General features: G+C 59.4%; 21 protein-coding genes. 13 read left to right on the forward strand and 8 right to left on the reverse strand.

Annotated elements, in window-relative coordinates:
* Positions 1-40 precede the first annotated feature (40 nt).
* Positions 41-994, forward strand: coding sequence for a GlxA family transcriptional regulator (locus OHD58_RS17645; protein ID WP_263804930.1), 954 nt, complete (start codon positions 41-43; stop codon positions 992-994).
* Between the two features lie 29 nt (positions 995-1,023).
* Here the strand turns inward: OHD58_RS17645 and OHD58_RS17650 are convergent, their stop codons facing one another.
* Positions 1,024-1,353, reverse strand: coding sequence for a hypothetical protein (locus OHD58_RS17650; RefSeq protein WP_263804736.1), 330 nt, complete (start codon positions 1,351-1,353; stop codon positions 1,024-1,026).
* Between the two features lie 26 nt (positions 1,354-1,379).
* Complete coding sequence (locus OHD58_RS17655) at positions 1,380-1,907, reverse strand: MarR family winged helix-turn-helix transcriptional regulator (RefSeq protein ID WP_318528263.1); 528 nt, start codon at positions 1,905-1,907, stop codon at positions 1,380-1,382.
* Positions 1,908-2,066: 159 nt separating this feature from the next.
* On the opposite strand from OHD58_RS17655, the gene OHD58_RS17660 reads away from it, so the two are divergent.
* Both OHD58_RS17660 and OHD58_RS17665 read left to right on the forward strand, forming a co-directional pair.
* A complete protein-coding gene (locus OHD58_RS17660) occupies positions 2,067-2,759 on the forward strand; it encodes a DJ-1/PfpI family protein (protein WP_263804737.1) in 693 nt (230 codons plus the stop codon).
* Between the two features lie 206 nt (positions 2,760-2,965).
* On the forward strand, positions 2,966-3,073 hold the full coding sequence (locus OHD58_RS17665; protein ID WP_263804932.1) for a hypothetical protein: 108 nt from the start codon (positions 2,966-2,968) through the stop codon (positions 3,071-3,073).
* Positions 3,074-3,180: 107 nt separating this feature from the next.
* Here OHD58_RS17665 and OHD58_RS17670 read toward each other — a convergent pair whose 3' ends face one another.
* From OHD58_RS17670 to OHD58_RS17685, 4 genes are all read right to left on the reverse strand, one after another.
* Positions 3,181-3,855: a helix-turn-helix domain-containing protein gene (locus tag OHD58_RS17670; protein WP_263804738.1), complete on the reverse strand. Its 675-nt coding sequence runs from the start codon at positions 3,853-3,855 to the stop codon at positions 3,181-3,183.
* Positions 3,856-4,048: 193 nt separating this feature from the next.
* On the reverse strand, positions 4,049-9,862 hold the full coding sequence (locus tag OHD58_RS17675) for a LysM peptidoglycan-binding domain-containing protein (protein ID WP_263804739.1): 5,814 nt from the start codon (positions 9,860-9,862) through the stop codon (positions 4,049-4,051).
* 194 nt (positions 9,863-10,056) lie between these two features.
* The gene (locus OHD58_RS17680) at positions 10,057-10,197 is read right to left on the reverse strand and encodes a hypothetical protein (protein WP_263804740.1); all 141 of its coding nucleotides are present in this window, start codon (positions 10,195-10,197) and stop codon (positions 10,057-10,059) included.
* A 150-nt stretch (positions 10,198-10,347) separates the two neighbouring features.
* A complete protein-coding gene (locus OHD58_RS17685) occupies positions 10,348-11,463 on the reverse strand; it encodes an acetylserotonin O-methyltransferase (protein ID WP_263804741.1) in 1,116 nt (371 codons plus the stop codon).
* Between the two features lie 697 nt (positions 11,464-12,160).
* On the opposite strand from OHD58_RS17685, the gene OHD58_RS17690 reads away from it, so the two are divergent.
* A complete protein-coding gene (locus OHD58_RS17690) occupies positions 12,161-12,958 on the forward strand; it encodes an AraC family transcriptional regulator (protein ID WP_263804742.1) in 798 nt (265 codons plus the stop codon).
* 541 nt (positions 12,959-13,499) lie between these two features.
* The gene (locus OHD58_RS17695) at positions 13,500-13,691 is read left to right on the forward strand and encodes a hypothetical protein (protein WP_263804743.1); all 192 of its coding nucleotides are present in this window, start codon (positions 13,500-13,502) and stop codon (positions 13,689-13,691) included.
* 240 nt (positions 13,692-13,931) lie between these two features.
* On the opposite strand, the gene OHD58_RS17700 is transcribed toward OHD58_RS17695, so the two are convergent.
* Entirely contained in the window at positions 13,932-14,876 is a 945-nt protein-coding gene (locus tag OHD58_RS17700) for a LysR family transcriptional regulator (protein WP_263804744.1), read from the reverse strand.
* 125 nt (positions 14,877-15,001) lie between these two features.
* On the opposite strand from OHD58_RS17700, the gene OHD58_RS17705 reads away from it, so the two are divergent.
* The 7 genes from OHD58_RS17705 (at position 15,002) to OHD58_RS17735 (ending at position 21,596) form a co-directional block, all read left to right on the forward strand.
* Positions 15,002-16,099, forward strand: a complete 1,098-nt coding sequence (locus tag OHD58_RS17705; RefSeq protein ID WP_263804745.1) for an extracellular solute-binding protein — start codon at positions 15,002-15,004, stop codon at positions 16,097-16,099.
* A gap of 3 nt (positions 16,100-16,102) precedes the next feature.
* Positions 16,103-16,960, forward strand: a complete 858-nt coding sequence (locus OHD58_RS17710) for an ABC transporter permease (RefSeq protein WP_263804746.1) — start codon at positions 16,103-16,105, stop codon at positions 16,958-16,960.
* 4 nt (positions 16,961-16,964) lie between these two features.
* Positions 16,965-17,783, forward strand: coding sequence for an ABC transporter permease (locus OHD58_RS17715; protein WP_263804747.1), 819 nt, complete (start codon positions 16,965-16,967; stop codon positions 17,781-17,783).
* Between the two features lie 45 nt (positions 17,784-17,828).
* Positions 17,829-18,938 carry an ABC transporter ATP-binding protein gene (locus tag OHD58_RS17720; protein WP_263804748.1) on the forward strand — a complete coding sequence of 370 codons (1,110 nt, stop codon included), beginning with the start codon at positions 17,829-17,831 and terminating at the stop codon, positions 18,936-18,938.
* Between the two features lie 132 nt (positions 18,939-19,070).
* The gene (locus OHD58_RS17725) at positions 19,071-20,699 is read left to right on the forward strand and encodes a class I adenylate-forming enzyme family protein (protein ID WP_263804749.1); all 1,629 of its coding nucleotides are present in this window, start codon (positions 19,071-19,073) and stop codon (positions 20,697-20,699) included.
* A 9-nt stretch (positions 20,700-20,708) separates the two neighbouring features.
* Complete coding sequence (locus OHD58_RS17730) at positions 20,709-21,452, forward strand: enoyl-CoA hydratase/isomerase family protein (RefSeq protein ID WP_263804750.1); 744 nt, start codon at positions 20,709-20,711, stop codon at positions 21,450-21,452.
* Between the two features lie 21 nt (positions 21,453-21,473).
* The gene (locus tag OHD58_RS17735; protein ID WP_263804751.1) at positions 21,474-21,596 is read left to right on the forward strand and encodes a hypothetical protein; all 123 of its coding nucleotides are present in this window, start codon (positions 21,474-21,476) and stop codon (positions 21,594-21,596) included.
* 410 nt (positions 21,597-22,006) lie between these two features.
* On the opposite strand, the gene OHD58_RS17740 is transcribed toward OHD58_RS17735, so the two are convergent.
* The gene (locus tag OHD58_RS17740; protein WP_263804752.1) at positions 22,007-22,255 is read right to left on the reverse strand and encodes a DUF6074 family protein; all 249 of its coding nucleotides are present in this window, start codon (positions 22,253-22,255) and stop codon (positions 22,007-22,009) included.
* Positions 22,256-22,841: 586 nt separating this feature from the next.
* Between OHD58_RS17740 and OHD58_RS17745 the strand changes: the two genes are divergently transcribed.
* A complete protein-coding gene (locus tag OHD58_RS17745) occupies positions 22,842-24,971 on the forward strand; it encodes a TonB-dependent siderophore receptor (protein WP_263804753.1) in 2,130 nt (709 codons plus the stop codon).
* Positions 24,972-25,008 lie beyond the last annotated feature (37 nt).

Raw genomic sequence — 25,008 nt, forward strand, 5'->3', positions numbered from 1 at the left:
ATCCTCCGTCCGAAATGACGTAGTTCCCTCGATTCAGGCCATGACGCGATCTGTCGGAATTTTGATCTATCCGGGCTTCGAACTTCTCGATGCCGCTGGTCCCATATCCGCATTCGGGAACGCCAACTATTTTGCGCCCCAAGCCTATTCGATGTCGGTGGTGGCGCGAAAACCAGGTCCTGTTGTCAGTGATTCGGGCGCGGCGCTTGAAGCTGCGAAACTCGTCGGGGACCCATTTGATACGCTGATCGTTGCTGGCAGGAATTGGCGGGAACGGTCTTCCGATGAGACCTTGGCATGGATCAGGATGGCGGCTCCTCAGGCCCGTCGCGTCGCCGGTGTCTGCACAGGCGCATTCTTGTTGGCCGAGGCGGGCTTGCTGGACGGGCGGCGCGCGACCACGCATTGGGAGGCCGCCCCCCACTTGGCACGGCGATTCCCGAAGGTGCGTGTCGAGCCTGATCGGATCTTCGTGCGCGCCGGCAAGATTTGGACATCCGCCGGCGTCACCGCGGGCATTGATCTCGCGCTCGCCATGATCGGCGACGATCTTGGTGAAGCGATCGCTCGGCGCACGGCGCAGCAATTGGTCGTCTATCATCGTCGTCCGGGAGGACAGTCGCAATTTTCCGCCTTGATCGAGATCGACCGCCAAGACGGCCGTTTCGCCAAGCTGCTTGGCTGGATGCGTTTGCACCTGAACGAACCGCTGACAGTCGAGCAACTGGCCGACGAAGCGGCCATGAGCCCGCGCCACTTCTCCCGCGCCTTCACCGCCGAGACGGGCATCACGCCAGCCAAGGCTGTCGAACGGCTCCGCGTTGAGGCGGCGCGCGAGCGCGTGGAGAGCTCGAGCGATCCGATCGAGCATATAGGCGACGCGGTCGGCTTTATCGATGCGGAGCGGATGCGTCGCGCATTTGTGCGGGCGTTCGGGCAACCGCCTCAGGCGCTGAGACGTGCGGCGCGGGGCGAAGATGCCATGCGCCACTGACACGGCGCCACGCGCGCCCGTCGCCTGCCTCACGATCGGTCGCGGTTCACCTTGAAGAGTTGAGCGACTTCGATCGAACCGCCCGCGCCAAGCTGCGGGCAGGTTTTGGCCATTCGGATGGCGGCGTCGATGTTGTCCGCCGTGACGAAGCTGAGGCCCATGACAGGATTGGCACCGCCATCGTGGCTGACCGCACCATCAGACCATATCGTCCTGGAGGCGACGATGGGATTGTTGTTGGCTTCAAGCGCCGCTCCGAGTGAATCCATCCAATCCAACCAGGCAGTCATCAATTCGGCATTCTCGGCGTCGGTCTTCGGGATTCTGGTGCCGTGATAAGCGAGCAGGTAGGTAGGCATCTTTTACTCCTTGCGCAGTAAGTCCGTTACATCTTCTCCGCTTGAATGGCTGCGAGTTCGACCGGGCAGATGTCCTGAGGGCATGCGCCAATGTCGCACAGCCGGCAGGTCAAGTCGCAGGTCGCACGGTCCGGCGTCAGTACGGTCAGCATAGTATCGAGCATGCGCTCAAGCTGCCTTCGTTCGCGCGTCGAAAGAGCGGCCAAGGCACGCGAATAAGCGGCGCGGCGCGCCTCTAACACTGCATCCGCGCTCTTGATGCCAGCTTTCGTCAACGACACGGCGCGGAAGCGTCCGTCCTCAAGGCTAGCCCGCCGCTCAATCAACCCGTCGGCCTGCAGCTTGTCGACGAGCCGGGTTGCGCCCGCTGCCGAAAGGCCGACAATCTTGCGCAGATGGTCCACCGACTTGCCTGGAAATGAAAACGCGGTAGCAAGCGCTGCCGCAGCCGTTATCCCATGTCCCGAAGCGCTCTCGACATCGGTCCGCATAGCGTCGCCGAGAGCAACAACAAGCGCGCCGAGGAGATTATTTGTCCTGTCGTCTGAATCCATGTCGTATATTTGCTTGCGCTAGGCAAATAATCAAGCATAATGTTGTGGACATTTCCTATCTCGCTGCGAGCGGATGACCACACGAGGATTCGGCGATGCGACCGGTTTGCAGCGCGTCGATCCTGGGGGGAGAACCGCGAGCCTCAGGAGCTTACGACAATGCCCCACACAACCACACATGTCGTTTTCCCGATTTTCGATGGGATGAGTCACCTCGATTTTACCGGACCTCACCATGTATTCAGTTCGGCTCCTGATGTTTGCATCTCCGTGGCGTCGATCGACGGTCGCGATATCGACGCTGACGGATTTGTGTTCAGCGGACTTGTTGATCTGAGCCAGGTCGAGAAATGTGACGTGCTATGTGTCCCTGGTGGCTTCGGTGCCAGCGTCGCGATGCTCAACGAGAGCTTCATGCGTGACATCCGACGCCTGGCGAGCGGCGCCAAATATGTAACGTCCGTATGCACGGGCTCATTCATACTTGCTGCTGCCGGGCTGCTGCGAGGTCGACGCGCCGCCACCTATTGGGCCAATCGCGAGCTTCTGGGTGAAATGGGGGTGATCGTCGAGAACGAGCGAGTTGTTCGCGACGGCAATATCATCACAGGCGGCGGCGTTACTGCCGGCATCGACTTTGCTCTTGTGACGATCGCAGAAATCTTCAGCAGCGACGTTGCCGAGGCCATCGAGCTACGCGTGGAATACGCTCCTGCTCCACCGTTTGGAGTTGGTCGACCGGAGGCAGCGTCGCCTGAACTGGTGAGAAAAGTGCGCTACGACTTAGGCACGAGCTTGGCGGGATGGCGTACAGCTGTCGATCGGGTGATGCGTAACGTCGACGCGGCTTGATTGAGCGCGGCGATGCTCTCCGAATGCATCCGCGGCGGGTGATGTGCTCTACATTTCCGGTCAGGCCGGTTACACCGATAACGGCAAGATCGCTGAAGGAGCTTCCGAGCCCAAGGAGGCAGGCTTTTTCTAATCTGTGACGAGCACCGGAAGCGGGCGGGTCAAACCTCGACGACGTCGTGAAGGTCACAATCCTCCTGACCGACATGAGCTACTTCAGTGAAGTGGTTGAGGTGCGCCACCAATATTTCTCAGAGCCGTATCTGGCTGATACGATTGTCGAGATAAAGGGACTCTATACCCTGAGGCGATGATCGAAATGAAAGCCATCGCTGCCATAATCGCTGACAGGCCGGAACGCGGCGTAGTCTCATCGTACATTCAAACCTGGCACCGTCCTGGGTCGCGGGCAGATTGGATACTAGCGACATTTCAAGTCTCTGAAGACATGCGGCAGGACGCCTAAGTGGGCCTGAAAATGGCGCCGGAAATTGTGCAGGTTCTCAAACCCCAACGATGTAGCGATTGTTTCCACAGTGCCATTGGTGGTGATGAGTTGCTGTTTGGCCCGCTCGATCTTGCGCGCCAAGACATATTTATGCGGCGCAAATCCCGTAGATCGCTTGAACGATCGAGCAAAATGAAACGCGCTCAGGCGAGCTTCGCCAGCAAGGTGATCCAAGGTCAGGGCGAGGTGGAGTTCATCTTCAATCAGATCCAGAACACGCTGCAGGGCTTCTGGCGCGAGTTTGCCATCGCCGCGAAGCGGTGCGGAGGCACCGACGATGTGAGTTGCCAAGAGATGTTCCAAGGAACTTGCTTCGATGGCAGACAAGCTTCGCCTTCCCAGGCAAACCTGTCGGAGAACGAGCGCCAGAGGCAGTATCTCCCTGTTTACAGGTAGGTAAGGTCTGCGACTTCCGTCGAGTGTCGAACGGAAGAAGAAGGCTGATTGTCCGTTCTGATCCGCAGTTGTTTGCAGGAAAGTCATATCTGGATACATTTCGAGTGTATCGCTGAATTCCGGGACTTTAAGGAGTGTCGTCGGCTCTGGCCCTACGATGTAGAAACCGCCCTCCGCAACGCCGACATCCATTGTCTTTCCGCTTTGCTTGATCACCGCACACGGGTGCCGTGAGAATACCACCTCAACTCTATTGGGGATCGTTTTGGACTCCCCCTCGAACGGGGGAAGCCAGGTGTATGTAACGTTAAGGCGCGGCAAGGTAAGTCGGTGACGCCGTTCACCGCCGTAGAGCGCGTCTGCCGCCGTTGTGATCATCCGAGTTCTAGCCGACCGGGAGATAGATTCTGTCTCCTTCAAAAAGAAGCGCCGGATCAACGATGTGATCGAGATTCAACATGACCGTTTCGGCCGTATCCCGCTCGAAACCGCGCGCTATGCCGCCTAGGGTCTGACCTGAACTGACCTCGACCCATTCGAACCCGCTCTGCTCAAGCTCGGGGTTGACCCGCCCTTGCGATGTGCTGGCGCCTTGGGGATGCAGCATTGTGTATTCACCGGCAACCCAACCCTGGTGCCGGCTACCATCTGGCGCATAGCCCTCGACGGGAACCCAGGAACGCCCGCTTTCGATCATAGGCTCGCCCGTCTGCTGGACAAATGTATCGGGCTGCAGGGCCGCGACAATCTCGGCGTTCCCCTTCGGCAAGCCCCTGAGGTTCAGGCCCTCATCGGAAGTGACGACAAGCTGCGGACCGTCGCCAGCATGATCCTCCATATCGAGCACCGGCGGCGTGTCGTCCGGAGTGGAGGGTCTATCATTTTTCGGCACCTCGCGATCGGGGTCCGGGTCGTCGCTCCATAGGTCGTCGAGAACACCATAGGCGAACAGTCCCATGCCGGGGCCGAACATCGCTCCGAGGGCCGTCCGGTCCGAGAGCGCCCATCTTTTATCGGATTTCGCCGACGCCGCGACCTCCTCGTCGGTTCTCGGGACATCACGACGATAGGTGTTGTTCTTGCGGATGGCGGAGGCGAGAAATTCCGCACTGCCGATGCTGAATATCGTTCCTGCGGCCGTCGCCAATGGGGAACCAAGGCTCTGCATTGTGTAGAATGCCGAGCCCCCCAGATAGACTATGTTTCCGATATAATCGCCTGCGAAACCAAGAGTGGCTCGCGCCGACATGGAATCCTGCGTGGATTTGGTGCCGAAAATCATGTTTCCGACGGTAAACGACCCGTTGACTGCAGGATTGACCCCACCGTCCAGAAGAGGCGCGGCCGAACCGGGCGATGTGACGATGAACGAAAGGCCGTTGGCTCCATTCAGGAACCGGCCGAGCCTGGTGTGAGGTGCCGTTGACTTGGGAAAAAGCGCTTGCGTGACGAACGCCAGTCCCCGCCAGGCGAAACCAACGCCCGCTGCCGTCGCCAGCCAGTCGGGCGGCAGTGCGTTCCATAGCATGTAGGACGAACCGCCCATCGGGTTGAAGATCTCTGCCGCGCCCTGCAATTCCCTGGCCCGCGCGGATTGCAGCACCAGATCCACCGTTGCCTTCTGGTCCGGCGTCATGTGGTGCCCATGCGCTTTGCGGAACGCCAGCAGTTGCTGCACCGTGAGCGCGTCCCATTGTCCGGACATCCAGGTGAATTGCTCTGGCGTGAACCTGCGGAATTTCCCGGGACTGACCAGTCCCATTTGCACGCCCGGAACTGCACTGATCTGCGGTTCGGCGAGCGACTCCACCTCGGAAAGCGTCAAGGCCTCCAGTTGCTCGCGGGTCCGCGGTTCGACTTTTTCTGCTTTCGACCACCGGATTTGACTGGGGTCCGGCGTAGGGTCAGTCCTCATCGCCAGATGCTCTGGCCCATGGGTCAGATTTTCCTGCAACGCTTTCTCGGTAACGGGATCGATCGGGCCTGGTTTCTTGCCGGATTTGTCTTCTCTGGAACGAAATGCGGCGGGTATTGCCGGTGCGTTTGGATCGCGGGGCAGCTCGGACCCTTCGGGATGAAACGCTGCGCTCAGGTTTTGCGGCGCATTTAGATCACCTTCACCTGCCTGGCTCGTATTGGTGATGTTCTCCGGCTGTGAAAGCTCCTCACTCGTCTGCTCGAACCGTGCGGAACCGTCAGGCTGCCTGACCGGTACCGCCGACTCGAGGATCACGCGGTCCCCATGATCTGTAAGGAAGAAAACGTTCTCGATCTCGATCTTCCCATTCGTTCGATCGTTAAGCGTTTTCGCGACCTCAAGCTGCTTTTTGGGGTATTGCGCGAATTCCTTGGGAAACACGACGACAGGTTGAACGTGGCGACGGTCAGCGGTCATATGTTTATGCCGCTTGTTCGTCTGCTCGATGAGATGATCGAGGTTGCCACCTTTGCCAAGATTCTTCACCTCCACCGCATAAAAGTCAGCAACGTGACCCAAATTCAACTCGGCATAGCCGTCGGGCTGAGCGTGTGGTCTTTTCGGGTCGTCTGCAATGGGCCTGCCGTTCAGGAAGCGCGCCTCGCTCTGCATTTCCGGCACCGCCCATCCAAGCACCTCGACAACCCTGTTCTCAAAGGCAATGTTCTTGGCAAAGTTGAGGGCCTCCTTCGCGTTATCGCGTGCTTTCTTGGCGGCACCGGTTTGAACGCTTGCGGTCTCCAATTGCTCCTGAATCTTGGTGACGTCCCCTGAAGTCTTGCCTTTCTGGACATTCTTAAGCCTCCGACGCAACCGGGTCTCGGCAGCTTGCGCACTCAGCCACGCCGCCTCGGCACTGTCGAATACCTCCTGCGCAGCGGCGACTTCCGGATCGAGTATCGGCGTCGAGGCGTCGTCACCGCCTTGTTGTCCCCTGCCATCATCCGGTATTTTAGTTCCTTCTACATCCGGGCCGTCGGCCCGACCGTCTGCTTGCAGCGTATCGCCGCGGACCGGGCTTTCCATCCGCGCGGGAACAACAGCCGTGTCACTGTCCGATACAGGCCGGGCAGCACTAAAGTCCGGGTTTCCATGACCGGCGGAAGAACCGAACGGCCTGTTTGCCCGCAACCCTCGCACACCGGCGGCGGTGCCGTAGATGCCGGTGCCCAATCCGACGATCGCGTTGGCGAGATCGAGCCCCGACATGTCGGCTGTGCCGCGGCCGTAGGCGGCAAGCTGGTCAGCCGTATCGCCAATCAGGATCACGCCGCCACCTGCCGCCACCGCATCCATGCCCCAGGCCGCCTTGACGGGCATGCCGTTAAGGCCCTGCATTGCGCTGGACAGTTCCGCTTGCGTGGGAAGCATGCGGCCGTAACGCCCGAAGCTTCCCAACCCCGTATCGGACAGACGGGTCATACCGAGGCCACCCACGAAAGCCTGGCCACCGGACATGCCATCGACACCGCGGAGGGCAAAGCCACGCAGGCCGCCGGCCATCATGGGCAGCGCCGTCGTTGCGACCGACAGCATATTCACGACCGATTCGCGATCGCCCCAAGACCCGCCATTGTCGAGATGATCCACCTGCGCCATCGCGGCTCTCGTCCCGAAATATGCACCGCCCGCAAGCGCAATCGGCGCCGCCACCGGCGCCAGGACCGGAACGAAAGAGGCAATGCTCGCGATGGCGGTTCCACCGGCGATGAACGGCTCCGCCACCCTGTCCCATCCCGAAACATGGAGTGCCTGCACCGCCTCATACTCAATTGAGCCGTCAGCGCCCTTGCTGGTGTCCAGTCCCTTCGGCATCACTAGGACGCCGTTCTCGCTGAACTGGACGTTGTCGTCCAGGAACTCGTCCTTGCTGTCGAAAATCTTGCCCGTCAGATCGACATAATGCGTTTCCCCGGCACGGTTCTTTACTTCGAACAAGCCGGTTGGCATCTGGGCCCCGGCCTCGAAATAACCCATTGCAATCGGACGTATGGTCAGGTCGCCGGCGTGATCGGGATCATCCCCGTTGATCTGCGGGCTGCGCAGGATCTGCGTTACAACCTTCTCGATGTCGACATTCGCACCGCCCGGCCCCATGGCGGCGACCATGGTCGTGACCATGTCCCGAACCCGGTCATCGTCCCGCCCCACGATCGGACCGCCGAGCCGATCCTGAAGGTTCTGGATTTCGGCGCTGTTGTCCTGCGCATGGGATTTGGCGTATTCGAACTCCACATCGCGCAGCTCTTGCGGCAGGTCGCGCTCGTGCTGCGGCACCGTCAGCATATACTTGTCGTGAAGATATCCTTCATCGCTGACAAGTTTGCCACGCAGGCCTGACAGATCCTGGATCTGGGTTTGCGTGGCATCGATGGATTGCTGGTGAGGAGATGCGGAAGGCTCAAGGCCCGGATTTGAACTAACCCACTGGTCCTGAAGACCCTTGAGGCTTTCTGCCTCCCCGCGCAGAAACTCGAGATCGGCGTCCGCCTTGGCGACAGCACTGTCGGTATAGTCGACACGCGCCTGCATTGCCCCATCGTTTGCCTGGTTGTATGCACCCCAGGCTTTATACCAGGCACGGAATAAATCTGCGGCCTTGCCCTCGGCCTGGAAGATTGCGGGCTCTCCCTGCTTCAGCGTGTCTTCGAAACCATCCCAAAGCAGCTTGTCCACCTCGGCTTCGCTCGTATAGCCACCGGGAAGCATCCCATCCCGTTCATACTGAGCCCTCGTCTCCGGGCTGACGTTGCCCCACAGAAACTCTTCCTTGTAAGCGTCGAACGCCTTCTGAAGATCTGCTCCCGCCTGCTGACGGGTTGCATCATTGGCCCGCATGTTCTTTTCAGCGTCGAGGAGCGTGCGGTTGGCGTCGACGGCATCCGCATAGTTCGCGACGCGCCCGGCATAGTCGAGAGCCTGTCCGAGGATAGCCTGTGCGCTGTTGTGGGCTTCGGTTCCGGGCGCTGACCGCTCGACGAGATCGTAGGCAGCAGCGACAAGTTGATCGGCCTCGGCCTCCTGCATGGCGGCTGTGAAAGAGTCCGCCTTGCCGCCCGCGATCTTCACATCCAGTTCGGCATCTTTCTGTTCCGCGCGAAGCCCCTGTATGGCGTCGGGATCCCGCTTTTGCGCCAGGGCGATCAGGTCTTGAGAGGATTCGATCTGTGAGCCTGCCAGGCTGGACGACCTAGCCACTTCGTTTTGAAGATAGCCCGAGGCGCCTGACACCTCGGTCACCGCGACCGCTCCGGTCTTGGGGTCGGCAGCGGGCACATTGAAGGTCGAACGCTCGTCGATCACCGTTCGCGTCGCCGCATCGTGCTGATAATCATAGGATTCGATCACCATCACATTTGTGGTCGGGTCGGCTATGCGTATGGTTTCAACATCGCCATTGCCCGGCATGGGTTCGACCTTGTCGATCCATATCCCGGCGGCTTCGAGCATCTGGAGCACCTCATCAGAGGTCATGCCTTGCGCCTGCGCCACCTGCTCGACCGTAGCGCCATCTTCGAAGATCGCTTTCCTGGCCGCGTCCGCTTCGCTGCCGCCGGACTGGACCGTGACCGTATGACCGTCCTTGGTGATCTCGACGGTCTTGCGCGTGCCGCCTTCGATTCTGACTTTCTCCCCGGCATAGATCAGATCAGGGTCGCGCGGGTCCTCGAACAGAGCCGGGTTGCTCTCGCGCAGATCATCAAGTCCTATGCCGTGATCGGCGGCGATCACGCTCAGATTGTCGCCGGGCTGAACCTCATAGTCGATCGGGGCGCCTTCATTGATCGGCTCGGTGATCGTCCTGGTTTCGACACCGTCGGCATCGGTAACGCTTTCGGTGACCTTGCCGTCGGCGTCTTCCGTGCGGACTACTTCGGCGCCGGTATCGTCAGTCGTGCGCGATGTATGTGTACCCTCATCGTAGTTCCTATAATCGCCGGAAACGACTTCGCCGGTCTTCTGGTCGACAATCTCCGTCGATTGCGTCTCCCGGTTCTTGTTGACATCCGTCGACAATTCAAGCCCGCTGGAGGCAAGCCGGGCGTCAAGCTCGGCCGGGGTGAGGCCCAATTCCTTTGCAATCTCGTCGCGGCGCTTCCCTTCCGCTACGCCATCGGCAACGCTTTCGACAAACGGTCCGTTTCGGGGCTCCCGTGCCGGCGCACCTGAAGATTTGTTCGCGTTGACTGCGCCATCCCAGGCGCTCTGCGCCGCCTTCAACTTGGCGACGTCGGCCTTTGGACCAAAATATGTGCCATTGCCGTATTTTATTCTGCCGGCCAGATCGACAAATTGAACCATTTTCAAGCACCTGTGGGTTGTTGCAAATGTCTCGGTCGCTTGGCGTGGGGCTCACTCAACGCATTGCGTGATGCGGTTCCTAAGTGAGCTGGTCAATGACGCACCGGCCAAGCTCACGGCAATGCCAAGGATAGAAGCGCTTCCGGTCGCAGCCAGAGATTGCCAGAAAGAAAAAGAAGCCGCAGGCTCGATTCTTGCTTTTTAAGAAGCCGGTCGCCGGCAGCGAATGTGGCGGAAGGAACCTGGGCGATCATCCTCCCACCATTGCGGACGGTGTAGATAAAATAGCACCGATCCCTTGCTTGTCTCGCTTAGTCCTTCCATCGCATCGGCTGGCCGCCACGATGCACGCGCTGCGGCAGATCCGAAGTCGTGAATGCTTATGCTTGCCTCCGTCCCATGCTCTAGGATTTGCGGCCGATCACGGCGCCGTTTGCAGCAGGTGCGTCGAACCAGACCGTCTCGATGTCCCGGAATCCGGCTTCCTCGAGCCACGCCGAATATTCGGCCGGCGTGTAGTTTCGCCCCTCCGTCTCGATCAGCATGTTGAGGCTCATCAGCGCAGCCCACGCCGGCCCGGTCTTTTCGTCATTGACGAGAAGTTCGCTGATGACGACTGCGCCGCCGCTCGGCAAGGCCTCGAAGGAACGGCTGAGCAGGGCGCGGTCCTTCGCCTCGTCCCAATCGTGCAGGATCATCGACAGGAGATGCACGTCGTGATCTCCGGGAAGCTGCTCGAAGAAGTTGCCGCCGGCGGTCTCGATGCGGTCAGCCAAGCCGGCGTCGGCAATTTTTCCCGCTGCGATTGCTGCCACATGCGGCAAGTCGAACACGGTCGCACGCAGCTCCGCGTACTGTTTGCAAAGCTCGATGTCGTAGGCGCCCGACCCGCCGCCGATATCCAGGAGTCGGCGGAAATGACCGAGATCCACGGCTTCGCCGAGCTTGCGCGCGGTCATCGTGGAGAGCGAATGCATCGCCTCCCAGAAAGTTGCCAGCATCGTGGGATCCTCGCCGTCGAACGCCGAGGATTGCACCGCCGGGTCCCATGTGGTTGGTCGGTTCGTGCGCAGCGCTTCGGCAAGTTTGTCCCAGCCCGCGTAGAGCCGCTTGTCGGCCATCTGCACGAAGCCACCGAAGTAATACGGTTTCCCGCGCACGAGGTAGGCTTCGCTCAACGGCGTATTGTGATACCGGCCGTCCGTCTTCTCCAGAAGTCCGAGGGCGGCGCAGCCGGTCAACAGCATCTCGGCCGGGCGTTGATGCAGGCCGAGCGCTTGCGCGAACTCGCCGGCAGTTGTGCCTGGGCCACCCGCGAGGCGGCTGAAGAGGTCCAACTCGTGCGCAGCGGCCAGAGTCTTGAAGGCCCAGAAACCGGTCGAAAGCGCCATCAGCGGGACAGCGGAAGGAAGCTCGGATCTGGCGGCGTGCGATCGGGCGGCAACGTTAAAGTCCGACCCGAACGGGTGCTCGCGTGCAAGCGTTGTCGTGCGCGCTGCAGCGCGCTGATGGCTGGTCATGGCGCTCTCCACAGTTGTTGACGGTTAATTCGCAGCTTTAAGCCATGCGGTGGTCTCGGCGACGCGGGTTTCGAAATGCCGCCGATTGATCAAGAACCACATCATGCGTTATCTCATCGACATCAAGTTCGTGACTAAACCAGGCGTGACCTCAAGCACTGGTGCGGGGGCCTCGGCATGACCGATGTCCCTCAACTGCTCAGAAGACAAATCCGCGATTGCCCGGTGTGAATCGCTCAATTGGCAAGCTTTGAGGGCCAGGTTTGTGGCCTTCACAAATTCAAATAGCCGCACTCTCGGCGAGTGATCGACCCGAGTTCCTGCGCGAGGCATTTCAGCTTCCCGTTCCCAGCCATCCGAGCGAGTCCCTCGTGGGGCCGCGACCCTCCGGCCAGTTCGTCGGCGATGTTCAGCTTCGCTGCCACGAACAGCAATTGCATCGTCAAGTAACCGCATGTTCTTGCCTCGCTCTGCGAAGCTCTCCGCCAAGCCGACATATAGTGCAGGCACCGCGACGCTGTCAGTCAAAAACCTCCGAGTTTTGTTCTGATCTTGCTGCGGAATGAGCAGCGGTCTTGCTGGTCGAGAGATTTTGACTACCTAATCTGCCATGTTACGGCTGCAGGACTACGCCACCTTCAACCATTTGCAGCAGTCGGGTGTTCCTTTGCGAGCCTCGGCTCGCTTCGGAGAGGGCTTGGCGGCCGCGCTCTGGGAGCGGGAAGGACGCGGGCATTACCGCTACAACCCGGCCAATCACCATACGCTCAGTTTTTGGGTCGCCGAGGGTGCGGGCTTTCGCCGGCTGCGCGGACGCAGCTACGACCCCATCCATGGCGAAAGCAGCCTCTGGGTTGTGCCGGCCGGTGCGCCGACCGGTTGGGAAGCTGCCGGGAAAGGTCGGCTTCTCCACTTCTACATCCCGACGCCGGTGTTTGAATCCCGGGTGGTGGAAACGCTCGACGCCGACCCCAGCCTGATAAGCCTGCGCGAAGAGGGCCTGCAACGCGATCCATCGCTCGAAAATATCATCCGCTCCATGGTGCTGCCGCTATCGTGGGAGGAGCCGGCGGACCGCATCGCCATAACGCAGGCTGGCGAAATGCTGACCACCTACCTCGCGACCCGCTGCAGCGAACGCCAGCCGAGGGCGCTCTTCAACCGCGGGGGGCTGGCGCCAGTCGTTCTGCGGCGGGTGCACGAGTACGTCGAAGCCAATCTGGAGCAGGATCTGACGATTGAGGACCTGGCTACCGTGGCCGGTCTAAGCCCCTATCACTTCGCCCGTGCTTTCAAACGCTCGACTGGGTTTGGACCCTATCGCTACGTGTTGCGGAGACGTATCGAGCGCGCCAAGCGGCTTCTTGCAGCAGGCAAGATTCCATTGTCCAACGTGGCACAGGCCTGCGGCTTTGGCAGCCAAAGCCATTTTTCCGCCCGCTTCCGAGAGGTAACCGGACTAACCCCACGCCAGTTTGGCCGCTGCTTTTCATGACCGGCCCTTGATCGAGCGCTTCGGGACTGGGAATCTTTGATCTCTGCCATGTGTGGATGGGTGGAGGTCTCGTTACGGTCGGAACCGGATTTGCTCAAGGAACAACTGCGAGGATTGCTTCAGGCGGAGTCGTCGCCTTCATAATTGCGTTGACAGGCGCTGCTGGCCTGGCTCACGCGGGACATTGTCGAAGACGACCACGACAGAGTTGCAAACGCTTGATGCAAAAGGCAGGGTCGTTTACGTGGGCTCCTCTTCCAAGATGATACTGCCGAGGCTTCATCTGGGCTTCCTGGTGACGCCGCCATCGCAGCGAAAAGCGCTTCACAAGGCGTAATTCGGCGATTGGCAGTCGTCGACTCTCCCAAAGCCACGCTTGCACATGGCATCGATAAGCGCACGTTGCCGTCATCTTCGCCAATGAGTGCAATCTATCAGGAACAGATCCTAGTAGACGCCATCTCGCGTTATCTGCCGAGCAGATCGAGGTTATTCCATCGACGACGGGCTTCGCGTCACCGCCTCGGCCCGGGGAATATCGGTGGACCAAATTGCCGAGATCGCCCGCCGTGCCGACGATCGCTTCGCCTTCCTTCAGGTGGTCGCCGTGATGCCGCGTCCCAAGGAGCGGAAGGCAGAGATTTTACAGCCGCCGCTGGCGAGACTCGGCACAACCGCGAAGCCAGTGCACGTCACGCGCTGGGCGGGCCGCTTTGCTGCAATCGGAACTTAAGGGCGGCCGACTTGTGCCGATGGGTACAAACGCTCTTCGCACTAACTGGGGCTACTGCCTCCGCCGAAAAGAGGCTGTCGTGCTACCATCAGAAGCCCGGCGGCTCAAACGCTTCCTGGTCAATGGCGCAACAGGAAATTGACCTCGTTTAAAAGACGGCCGAACAAGCCAGAGCACTTTGGTGCTGAATTGCCCAGCCCCATTGAAAACGGAAGTCTAGGAGCAAAGTGCCTATTCAGATCAGTCCACAAATCCGATCCGCTCTATGGCGCCTGGGCCACCGGTCGGGTAGCCTTGGTGCCACTGTGCGCTTCTACAGAATTCGATAGCCAGGTCGACGCAATTCCGCACCAGTTTTCCACTGCGCGTCAGCGAATGACACGCGTATATCTTGTAGGCGGGAAAGACCAAATCGCACTTGATCTCAACCAATTCACCGGAACCAAGCTCTCTCCGGATGCTGTCCTTCTGAAGCGTGCCTATGCTTGGGACGCGCTTAATCGTGTTGATGATAATGTCCGCGTAATTTGTGGAAATATGTGCCAACGGCCACTGTCCTATCGCCCGCATAGCAGCTGCGATAATATGGAATGTGTGTGCTTCACTGCCCCACGTGACAAGCAGATGTTTCGTCAGATCTGAAATACTCATCACGTTCCCACGAACGACCCCTGGCTGTGCGGCCCAAACCGTCTCGATTTCACATAACAATTCGCGCCGCACGCCTGGGATGTCTTCGGGCGCATGCATCAAACAGACATCGAGCGCCCCGTTCATCATACGATCCTTAAGGCGGTGGCTGGCGCCGACTTCGAACTCGATTGTCACGTTAGGCATCGCCTCGACCATCTGCCCGCACAACTCAGGTAACCAGGCCGTCACGAGGCTGCTGTTGGTCCCGATGCGAAGTTTTTCGACCGACCGTCGCGCGCTGGACGCCTGAGACGGTTTGACGTGTTGCGCCAGATCGAGAATCTGCTCAGCGAACGGCAGAATCTGTTTTGCCCGATCGGTCAGCAATACCGGCCGGCAATCGCGCAAGAACAGCGCTTCGCCCAATTCGGCCTCTAGTGACGCAATACGCGTCGAAATCGCGGGTTGGGTCAGGTTCAACCTGTTCGCAGCAGAGCGAAAGCTGCCAAGCGTTGCAACGGCGACGAGCGCTTCTATCTGACGCAAATCCATCGCGGCACCATATAAAGATTGTTTATAATTAGATTAAACCATTTTTATCGACAACGGCAAGGGTCAGTGCCTAGTCTTGCCCAAGCCGTCTAACGAGCGAGTTGGCGCGTAAAGGGGAGAATGCAATGATGAAGAATATCCGGGTCTCGCTGTCAGCCTTGGTACTGACCTTGTCGGCAACGGCGGCAAACGCCGCCGGCGTCTGCTGGCCAGGCACAGCGGACCAGCCGCTTGAGCCGGAACTGGTATTCAGCACCTCAGGCGGGTCGCTTGTCGACGTTCTCCGTCAGGTCTATTGGGACGACTTTGAAAAGGAATGCGGCACGAAGGTTGTATCCTACGCAACGCCAGGGCGGACATTCTCGCAGTCGGTGACGCTGATCGAGAGTGGCAATGTTCCCTTTGACATCTTCAACACCCTGACGCCGCAGCAATATCCATTGGCGCTTGAAGCAGACATCCTCACCAAGCTTCCTGACGGTATGTGGGATGGTCTCTCCGACAAGATGGTGCCGGGATCCTACTCGGACTTCGCAGTATGGGGATCGCCCTATTCGACGGTTCTGATCTACTCTGCCGACAAATTTTCGGAAGGCATGAAGAACTGGGCGGATTTCTGGGACGTGTCGCGTTTCCCCGGACCGCGGATCTTGCAGAATGATCCGAACAACATCGTGTTTGCTCTTCTTTCGCTCGGGACCGCACCGAAGGACATCTACCCGATCACAGACGAAAAGATGTCGAAGGCGTTTGAGCGGCTCAACGAGATTCGCCCGCATGTGCGCACCTTCTGGAAGGCTGGTGACCAGCCCATTCAAGGTGTCGGCACGGGAGAATTCGTGGCAGGTGCCGCCTGGAGTGGCAGGGCGACCGTCGGCAAGAAGCAGGGGATGCCGATCAACATTGTCTGGGACGGCAACATTCTGAACCAGAACTGGTACATGATCCCGAAAGGCGCCAAGGCCCCGAGAGCCGCCGCTGCGCTGCTCCGCTTCATGCAGGATCCTGAGCGCCAGGCAAAGCTTGCCCAACTCATGAACTATTCCGGCTCGCGCCCGGAGGTCGGACAGTATCTCGACGCTGAGATCTTCGCCAACCTCCCAACCAACCCGGCAAACCTCGCCGTCGGCTCCGAATTCGACGCCAAATGGTGGTCGGACAATGAAGAGAGGATCGGTGCGATCTGGTCCACCTGGGTTGCAACCGGCCGGTACGGAAACTGATCCATGGCGAAGAACTCGGCCCTCAGCTCCGGGCTGAAATATTGCCTGCTGGCGCCAGGCCTTTTGTTGATTGGCCTGGCAATCGTGATGCCAATCACGGTCGGCTTCTTCGCCGCGTTTCGTTCGAATGGCGTGTGGACATTGCAGAATTTCCAAACAGTGCTGACACAGGCGCCTTACGCGACTGTGCTGGTCAACACGCTGATGATCTCCGTGGTTGTGGCTGCCGTCAGCATTGGGATGGCATTTCCCGTGTGCATGTTCTTCGCACGCGCCGGCCGCATCGCCACGGGCTTTTTCGTGGCCAGCATGACGATCGTGCTGGCGATTTCGATGTTGGTGCGCACCTACGCCTGGCAAGTCATTCTGGCTTACAATGGTCCGCTGAACGAGATCGCCATCGCGATGGGACTATATGACCAAAAGCAGATGATGTTATTCACGCGCGGCGCCGTCGTCGTCGCGATGATACAGTTCATGACGCCCTATGCGGCATTGATCCTGTTCAGTGCGATGAGGCGCGTCGATCATGACATCGTCCTCGCGTCCCGGACACTCGGCGCAAGCTGGTGGCAGGGTTTCAGGAGCGCTTATTGGCCACAGGTCAGCGGCAGCGTCGTGCTCGCGACCGTTCTGGTGTTCTCGATGGCGACCGGCTTCTTCGTCGCGCCGGCCCTGCTTGGCGGCCCGGGCGAGGCCATGGTCGGAACCCAGATCCATGCCGATCTGGTCTTCAACTACAAGAACGGTGCCGGCTTGGCGACGGCACAGGGCGTCGTGCTCGCATTCATATTGGCCATCGTTACTGTGGCCGGTTTTTGGCTCGGCGGGTCCAGTTTCCTGCGATCGGCGAGCAGGTAGTGTGATGTCTCGAAGCCATATTCTCGTGCGTATCGCTGCCGTCGCTTTCGTGTGCGCGTATTTCGTGTTCCTCCTCGCTCCGATCGTCGTTATGGTTCCGGCAAGCTTTACGGCCCACGACATTCTCTCGTTTCCGCCTGACCAGCTTTCCATGCGCTGGTACAGCGAGGTGCTGAACAGCCGCGAGTGGCTCGATTCAGCGGCAATGTCGCTGGAGATCGCGATCGTCTCGATGGTCATTGCGACCGTAACAGGCGTGCTCGTCGGGTTCGTCGTCTATCACTACGGTCCATTGGGCTCCGGACTGCGTCTTCTGCTGCTGTCGCCCATGCTCGTGCCGCACATTGTGGTTGCAACCGGCCTGTTCCAGGTTCTCGTGCCGATGCGCCTGCTCGGCGACCCATGGGTGCTTGCGATCGCGCAGGCAGCGATGGCGCTTCCTGTCACCGTGATCCTTTCGATTGCCGCCTTCGATGCAATCGAGCGAAGCCTGTGGACGGCTGCCAGCACCCTCGGCGCACGGTGGCATCAGATCACGATAAAGGTGATGCTGCCCATCGCGGCCACCAGCATCGTCGCCTCTCTGATCCTCTCGTTCGAGAATTCTTGGCACGAAGTCACGCTTGCGGTGTTTGTCGGGCCAGCCGTGCAGGCCACGCTGCCCAGCAAGATGTTCTCCTTCCTGCTGCAGGAGAGCACACCCGCACTCGCGGCTGTCTCGACGCTTCTGCTCGTCATCACCCTGGTGTGCGCGGCCATTCTCGGCCTGCTGTCCATCAGACGCAGACGCAACGAGGCCCAGCCCACCAGCGAAGAACCATAAGTGGCAACCCAAGTGCATCGGGTTGGTCATCGGCAAGGATTGACAATGGACGATACAGCCACCAACGGCGCCACGCTGTCGCGATCGCCTGCAGGTACGAGCGTGAAGACGGCCATCAGCATCGAGAACCTGACGGTTCGATATGGCGAGTTCGCGGCTCTGAAGAATCTGAGCCTGACAGTGGCCGATGGCGAGCTCCTCACGGTACTTGGGCCAAGTGGGTCGGGGAAATCGACACTGCTGAACATTGTCGCCGGATCGGTTTTTGCCGATGAAGGCCGCATCCGGTTCGAAGGATTGGACGTCACCCACATGCCTCCCCACAAGCGGCGGATCGGCATGGTCTTTCAGCGCTATACGCTGTTTCTGAACCGGACCGTCGCCGAAAATATCGCCTTCCCCCTCGAGATCAGAAAAACGGACAAGGACATCCAGAAGAAGCTCGTCGCCGAGGCGCTCGACATGGTGGGGCTCACCGCGCAGGCAAGCCGCTATCCTTCCCAGATCTCAGGCGGTCAGGCCCAGCGCGCCGCGCTTGCGCGTGCGGTGGTGTTCAAGCCCGCTATCATGCTGATGGACGAGCCGCTGGGTGCTCTGGATCGGGCTCTGCGAAAGACGCTTCAGTATGAAATCCGTTCGCTCCAGCAGCGGCTTCGCGTGCCCATGCTCTACGTCACACATGATCAGGAAGAGGCGATGAGCTTGTCGGACCGGATCGTCATCGTCCGCGATGGAAAGATCTACGCCGACGGACCGCCGCGGGAACTGTATCGATCTCCCCGGTCGACATGGGGAGCCAATTTCCTCGGCGACGCGAACTGCCTGCCGACAGACGGCGTCCTGAACCATGGTCGAGTAGAGGTCGCTGATAGCCAGCTGGTACCGGTTTCCGGGCAGTCCAGTGGTAGCAAGAAATCGAGCGTGCTCGTTCGACCGGAAAACCTCCAGGTCTCTCGAACTTCCGGCAACAATGCGGAATTCAAGGCCGAGGTCGAATGGGTCGAGTATCTTGGTCCGTTCCAGAAAATTCGTCTTAAGTGCTTCGGGACGGAATTGGTCGCGCAGGTCAATGGCCAAAGTGGCGACTTTGCCAAAGGCGAGCATGTGTTCATCGGGTGGCGCGGAGAGGACGCGATCTTGATCGAGCAAGACTAGCTGCCTCGAAGGCGGGCCAGCGGGTCGCCCCAGACAATCAAATGTTGAAACCGGCGGACCTCGGTCCGCCGCAAGGAAAGCTGCGCCCTCGCGGGACCTTGCTGCATGCAACCACGAACCAGGTCATCAAAGATGTTTACAGATTTCAGCAATGAAGAGCCGGCAGAACTCGCTGAGCGCCTTTACACCAGACGTCTCCCAGAGTCCGTCTACGAGGTCCTGTCCGACACGGCCCGCAATTATGGCGACAGACCGGCCTGGTACTTCATCGACGACGGCTTCGGCCGCAACTGGAGGGAAGTGCTCGATCTGGTCGATCGCGCAGCCGACGCGCTCCATTCCATCGGAATCCGAACCGGATCCCATGTGGCGGTCATGGCGTGGAACATCGAGGAATTCCCGGTCACATGGCTGGCTCTCGCCAAACTTGGCGCGACGATGGTTCCTGTCAACGCCCGCTATACGGCGCGGGAAGTGAGCTACGTGCTCGAGACATCCAAGGCGACGCATTTTGTCGTCGAAGAACAGCTTCTCTCCATCGTCCAGGACGCGGACCGACCCAATGTGCCGGATGCGAATATGGTTGTGATCGGCACGGCGCCGGCGCCGTTCCGAAGCTGGCTTCAGATTCACCGGGAAGCAAGCCAACACGCACCGACGGCCGCTTTCGATCCGGACAGGCTGCTCAATCTTCAATATACTTCGGGGACCACGGGCTTCTCGAAAGCCTGTATGCTCTCGCATCGCTATTGGATCATCCTTGGCCTGACATCAGTGGAGATGTTCGCCACCAAGATCGAGCGCTTCTACGCCAGCCTGTCATTCTTCTATATGGTTCCGCAGCGTATCTTGATGAACACGATGTTTGCGGGTGGCTGCATCATCTTCCCGCGCAAACCTTCGGCAAAACGTTTCATGCTGGATGTCGCGAACTTCGATTGCGAATACTGTCTGCCGTTCATCTCGATCGCCAAGGAGCCGGCGCGTCCGGAAGACAGCAACCATCGAATGAAGGTCGGCTCGAGCGGTCTGGGGACTCTCGCCTCGGGCGAACAGAGCGCGTTCCAGACGCGGTTCAACTTTCTGATCCAGAATTTCTACGGGATGACGGAGATCGGAGGGGCGACCATGGTGCCGGCCCACCACGTTGCCCGGACGACCGATACGGGCACGATCGGCCTGACAATGCCATTTCGCGAAGTCGGTGTCTTCGATGAAGACGGCAACCGCGTCGCGCAGGGAGAAATGGGCGAGATCTGCGTCAAAGGTCCCGGCTTGCTTCAGGGCTATTTCGACAATCCTGACGCCACGGCTTCGTCCTTCCGCGAAGACTGGTTTAGAACCGGCGATCTCGGGCGACAGGACAGCGACGGGTATTTCTATCTGGTCGGCCGCCTCAAGGATATGGTCCGCCGCGGCGGAGAAAACATCGCAGCCCGCGAGGTCGAGACGGTGCTGCGGATGATCCCTGACATCCTCGAAGTGGCAATCGTTCCCGTTCCCGATGACCATACGGGTGAGGAGGTGAAGGCATACATCCAGCTTCGCGACGGGGTTACGCCGGAACAGATTGGTCCTGAACTGGTCCTCGAGCACTGCAAGCAGAATCTGGCACCATTCAAGGTGCCCCGCTACATCGAATACGTCACCGAGTTTCCGCTGACGGATTCAAACCGCGTCCAGAAGCGCAAGCTGATTGCAGCAAAGCCGGACCTGCGCCACGGCTCGTACGATCGCCTTCTTGTCAAATGGTGGAGCTAGGAGACAGATATGAGCGAAATTTTGAGCGAACTGATCGGCCATGTAATGCTGGTCACCATCAGTAACGAGCGCAAGCGCAATGCCGTCGACAGGGCCATGGAACACACGCTGCTTCAGGTGCTGAAGGACTGTGACGAGAGATCAGAGGTCCGCGCAGTCGTTGTCACAGGTGCTGGAGACGTTGCCTTCTGCAGCGGCCATGACCTGGCCGAGATCGACACGCCAGCCCCCGAGGGACCCGATCCATGCGCATATCCCGCGCAGATGAAGAAGCCGGTGATTGCCGCCGTGAACGGACACTGTCATGCCGCCGGGCTGTTGCTAGCACTTTCATGTGATCTGCGGGTGGCCAGCGAGAATGCGGTTTTCGGACAACCGGGCGCGAAGCTCGGAATGCTCCCCGTCGGACGTCAGATCATGAACTTGCCGCGCGCAATGTCATCCGTCCATGCTGTCGAGATGATGATGACATCAGAACCGATGACGGCCACACGCGCCCAGTCTTTGGGCTTCCTCAATCGCCTGACGCCGACGGGGGAGGCCAGGGACGAGGCCCTTAAACTGGCATCCGCCATTGCGGCGAACTCTCCTGCGACCGTGCAGGCAATTAAGCAGGGGCTGCGTATCTCGAAGACGGGCGAGTTGTCGGCATTCGACGCGTTCGAGAAAAACACAAGCGATCTGCTTGCTCATGGTCCCGATGCCATCGAAGGTACCCGTGCCTTCCGGGAGAAACGGTCGGCAAAATTTTAGACCGGCTGGCTGAGCAATCCGATGTACGAATTGATTGGCGGAACGGAAGCATATCTCGGTATGCAGCCGTTGCATTTTTTGGTCTCCACCGGTGCCGGAATGTTCATCCTTGCTCTGTTCGTCGCCAGCCGCGCTTGGCGTTGATGGCGGGTTGGCGCACTTTGACCGGCAATGCTTCGTAGCGAGCGTTCAGGAACGTGTTGTGTGGCCCCTGGATATCAAGATGATACTCAGGCGTATTGTCCTGGGATCAGCCCAAGTTCGATACGCCGCTCCACCCTCGGCGTTTGAGATTCACGCACGGGTGATCGTTGCCAACTCCTAGATGGGTTGGACATCACGATCGTCGGCAAACACCAGACTATGTTTGTCCTCGGCCATAAGCGACGGGCACCGGGATCTCCCGGCATCAACCCAATTGCTTTGCAGCTCAATATCGATTTTGACCGCGTTTCCTGGCAGGATAAGGATCAAGGAAACTGGAGGCAAAGATCGCCGAGATCGCAAGCTGGCATCATCGTCGCTGGAGAGAAAAGGTCAGGCGCAAGCTGAACCTACATTGAGGAGGCGACATTCCTTCTGCCCATCTCCTTCAAGACGGTACGGAGGAGCATCCGAATTTCCTGTTCGGCGGTCTCTGTTTCCAGGCCGTATGCGGACAGTTGTCCTAATATCTCTTTCGCCGTGTTGCGCCAAAAGACATTTGCTTCTTCACCGTTTTTGGATGCCAGGACCCGCGCAATTCCTTCTACCCACTTCTGCCGCCGGTGTAGCGGAAACGCGACCAGCTTTGAATGCCCCACGGATCACCTCAAGCGTTCCTGTTTGGCGCAAGCTAACCAGTGGGTCGAAAAGAATGCTTAACATCGGCAGATTCGCGACGAGCACCCGAGAGCCGTTTCCCTGCGGCATCGCAAATGAGTTCGGCAGGTCGATCCGCCCTCCTTACTTCTCGAGCCGCAAGGATGCGAACACAAGGAGGCAAATATGGATGTATCGGAGCGATCCAAAATCACCGGCTCAATTACCTGACAGCACCGGGTGGCGATTCCAGTCAGGCCGCTTTCGGGCACCAACGGTGGCATAGCTGCCGTTGGTCGCGATGCTCTCGATACGACCGTGCTCGACCTCTGGTCGTCTCGCACCTTACAATCGCCATCAAAGAGCTGCCGTGCACCAGTGCTGCGCAGACGCCAGGTGGCGATGTCCAGCTTGGGTGCTCCTCCCAGTAGTAAGACACCTTCTCACCATTTGATCGAGAGCGTTTTGGCCGATCGCACCGTGACATGCGACTTGAGCTCGACAAAAATTGACTCAAGAACTCAAGTTATATATCGCTCGCGCGGGCACATGAACGAGGCCCGTTTGCGATTGATTGGAGTGGGATCCATGGGGCGTTCGAAAGAACCGAATTGTCGTTTGTTTTTCCTGGCTTCCAGCGCGATTCTGCTCGTCCTATCGGCTGCGGCGCATGCGCAACAACCCACGCTTCTGCAGACTGTCGTGGTCGAGGGCGAAGGGGAAGCGCAGAGCGGCGAATTCGATGGCTACGCGGCCAAGACGGAATCCAGCGCGACCAAAGGCGACGTACCTCTCTCGAAGGTGCCGCAGGCCGTCAGCTCGGTCAGCGCACAGCAGATCAAGGACCAGAATGCCAGGACGGTGATGGAAGCGACGCGCTATTCGCCGGGCATTCGCAGCGACACCTTCGGCAATGACGTGCGCAACGACTGGTTCCTGATCCGTGGGTTCACCTCGCAGATCAGTAGCTATTTCCTCGACGGACTGCAGCTCCAGTCGAGCGACAGCTACGCCACATGGAAGATGAATCCCTATCTGCTGGAGCGCATCGACATCCTGCGCGGCCCCTCGGGCGCGCTCTATGGCGCGTCCAATCCCGGTGGCCTGATCAACATGGTCTCGAAGCGCCCCGAATTCCGCAACGGCGGCGAGGCGAGTATCGGCGTCAACGAACACGGCAACGTCTGGTCGGGCATCGACGCGCAGGGCGTCAATGCTGACGGGACCCTCGCCTATCGCTTCGTGGCCACGGGCAATATCGGCGACACCGAGGTCGATTACATCGACGACGACCAACTCGCCATCATGCCTGTGATCACATGGCACCCGAGCGAGGACACCAAGCTGACGGTCTATGGCCATTACTCGAAGACCAAATCCAACAACCAGAACTTCCTGCCTTATGAAGGCACTGTCGTTGCGGCGCCCTTCGGCCACATTCGCCGCGATCTCTTCACCGGCGAGCCCGCCAACGACAAGTACGACCGCGAGCAGGCGATGTTCGGCTATGAGTTCGAGCACAGCTTCAACGATCGGGTGACGGTACGCCAAAACCTGCGCTACGCGCATCTGTCGACGGATATCTACGGATCTTACGGCCTCAACTGGGTAGCGCCGCCAACCTCCACCAGCGCCGAGATGGCACGTGGCAGCTACGCCTCGAATCCTGAGCTTGGGCTGTTCACGGTCGACAACCAACTCGAAGTGAAGAGCGACACCGGCCCGCTCGCCCACACGCTGCTGTTCGGCATCGACTACAAGCATTTCGACCTTGACGATTCGCAGGCGTTCGGAACGGCAACCCCGTTCGACGTTCTCGATCCCACCTATGGCGGCACGTTCACGCTTCCCCCGCCGACCCTGTCGCACACGGTCCAGCAGCAGCTGGGATTCTACGCGCAGGACCGCATTGAATACGACCGGCTCAATCTCGTCTTCAGCGGACGCTATGACTACGTTTCGACGGATACGGACGTCACCGGGACGCCGACGAAATTCACGGACGACGCTTTCAGCGGACGCGCCGGCATCATCTACAATTTCGACAACGGGCTATCGCCCTATGCCAGCGTCTCACGCTCCTTCCTGCCTCTGGCAGGCAAGGATGATGTGACCGGCGACGCATTCACGCCAGAGACCGCCACCCAATATGAAGCGGGCTTGCGCTATCAGCCCGATTTCCTGAACGGGGGATATATCGGGGCAGCGGTCTTCGACCTGAGGCGCGAGAACTTCGTCACCAGCGACGGCGTGAATTTCAGCCGCCAGATCGGCAAAATCAATTCCCGCGGCTTCGAACTCGAAGCCGCGGGCTATATCACGCCCGACCTCAAGCTGACCGCCGCCTATACCTGGTACGACCTGAAGGTGAAGGAGGGCAATCCCGCCGAAATCGGCCATACGCCGGCGGGTGTGCCCGAACAGTTCGGCTCGTTGTGGCTCGACTACGCTGTTCCCTACACGCCGTTGGAAGGGCTGAGCGTCGGTGCGGGCGTACGCTATGTCGGATCGTCCTACGTCAACAGTACCAACACGCTCGAGGTACCGGATTCGGTCGTCTTTGATGCCGCGATCCGCTACGAGAAGGAAAATTTCGCAGCCGCCTTCAACGTGGCCAACCTCTTCGACAAGCACTACGTCGCGACCTGCAATTACGAAGGCGGCTGCTATTACGGCCAGGGGCGCGAGGCAAGCCTCACACTTACCTACAAGTGGTGACCGGATGCCGCCGATGATGAACGCTCCGGCAAGGCAT

The sequence above is a fragment of the Mesorhizobium sp. ZC-5 genome (assembly GCF_025753855.1).
In the GTDB taxonomy this organism is placed as follows: domain Bacteria; phylum Pseudomonadota; class Alphaproteobacteria; order Rhizobiales; family Rhizobiaceae; genus Neomesorhizobium.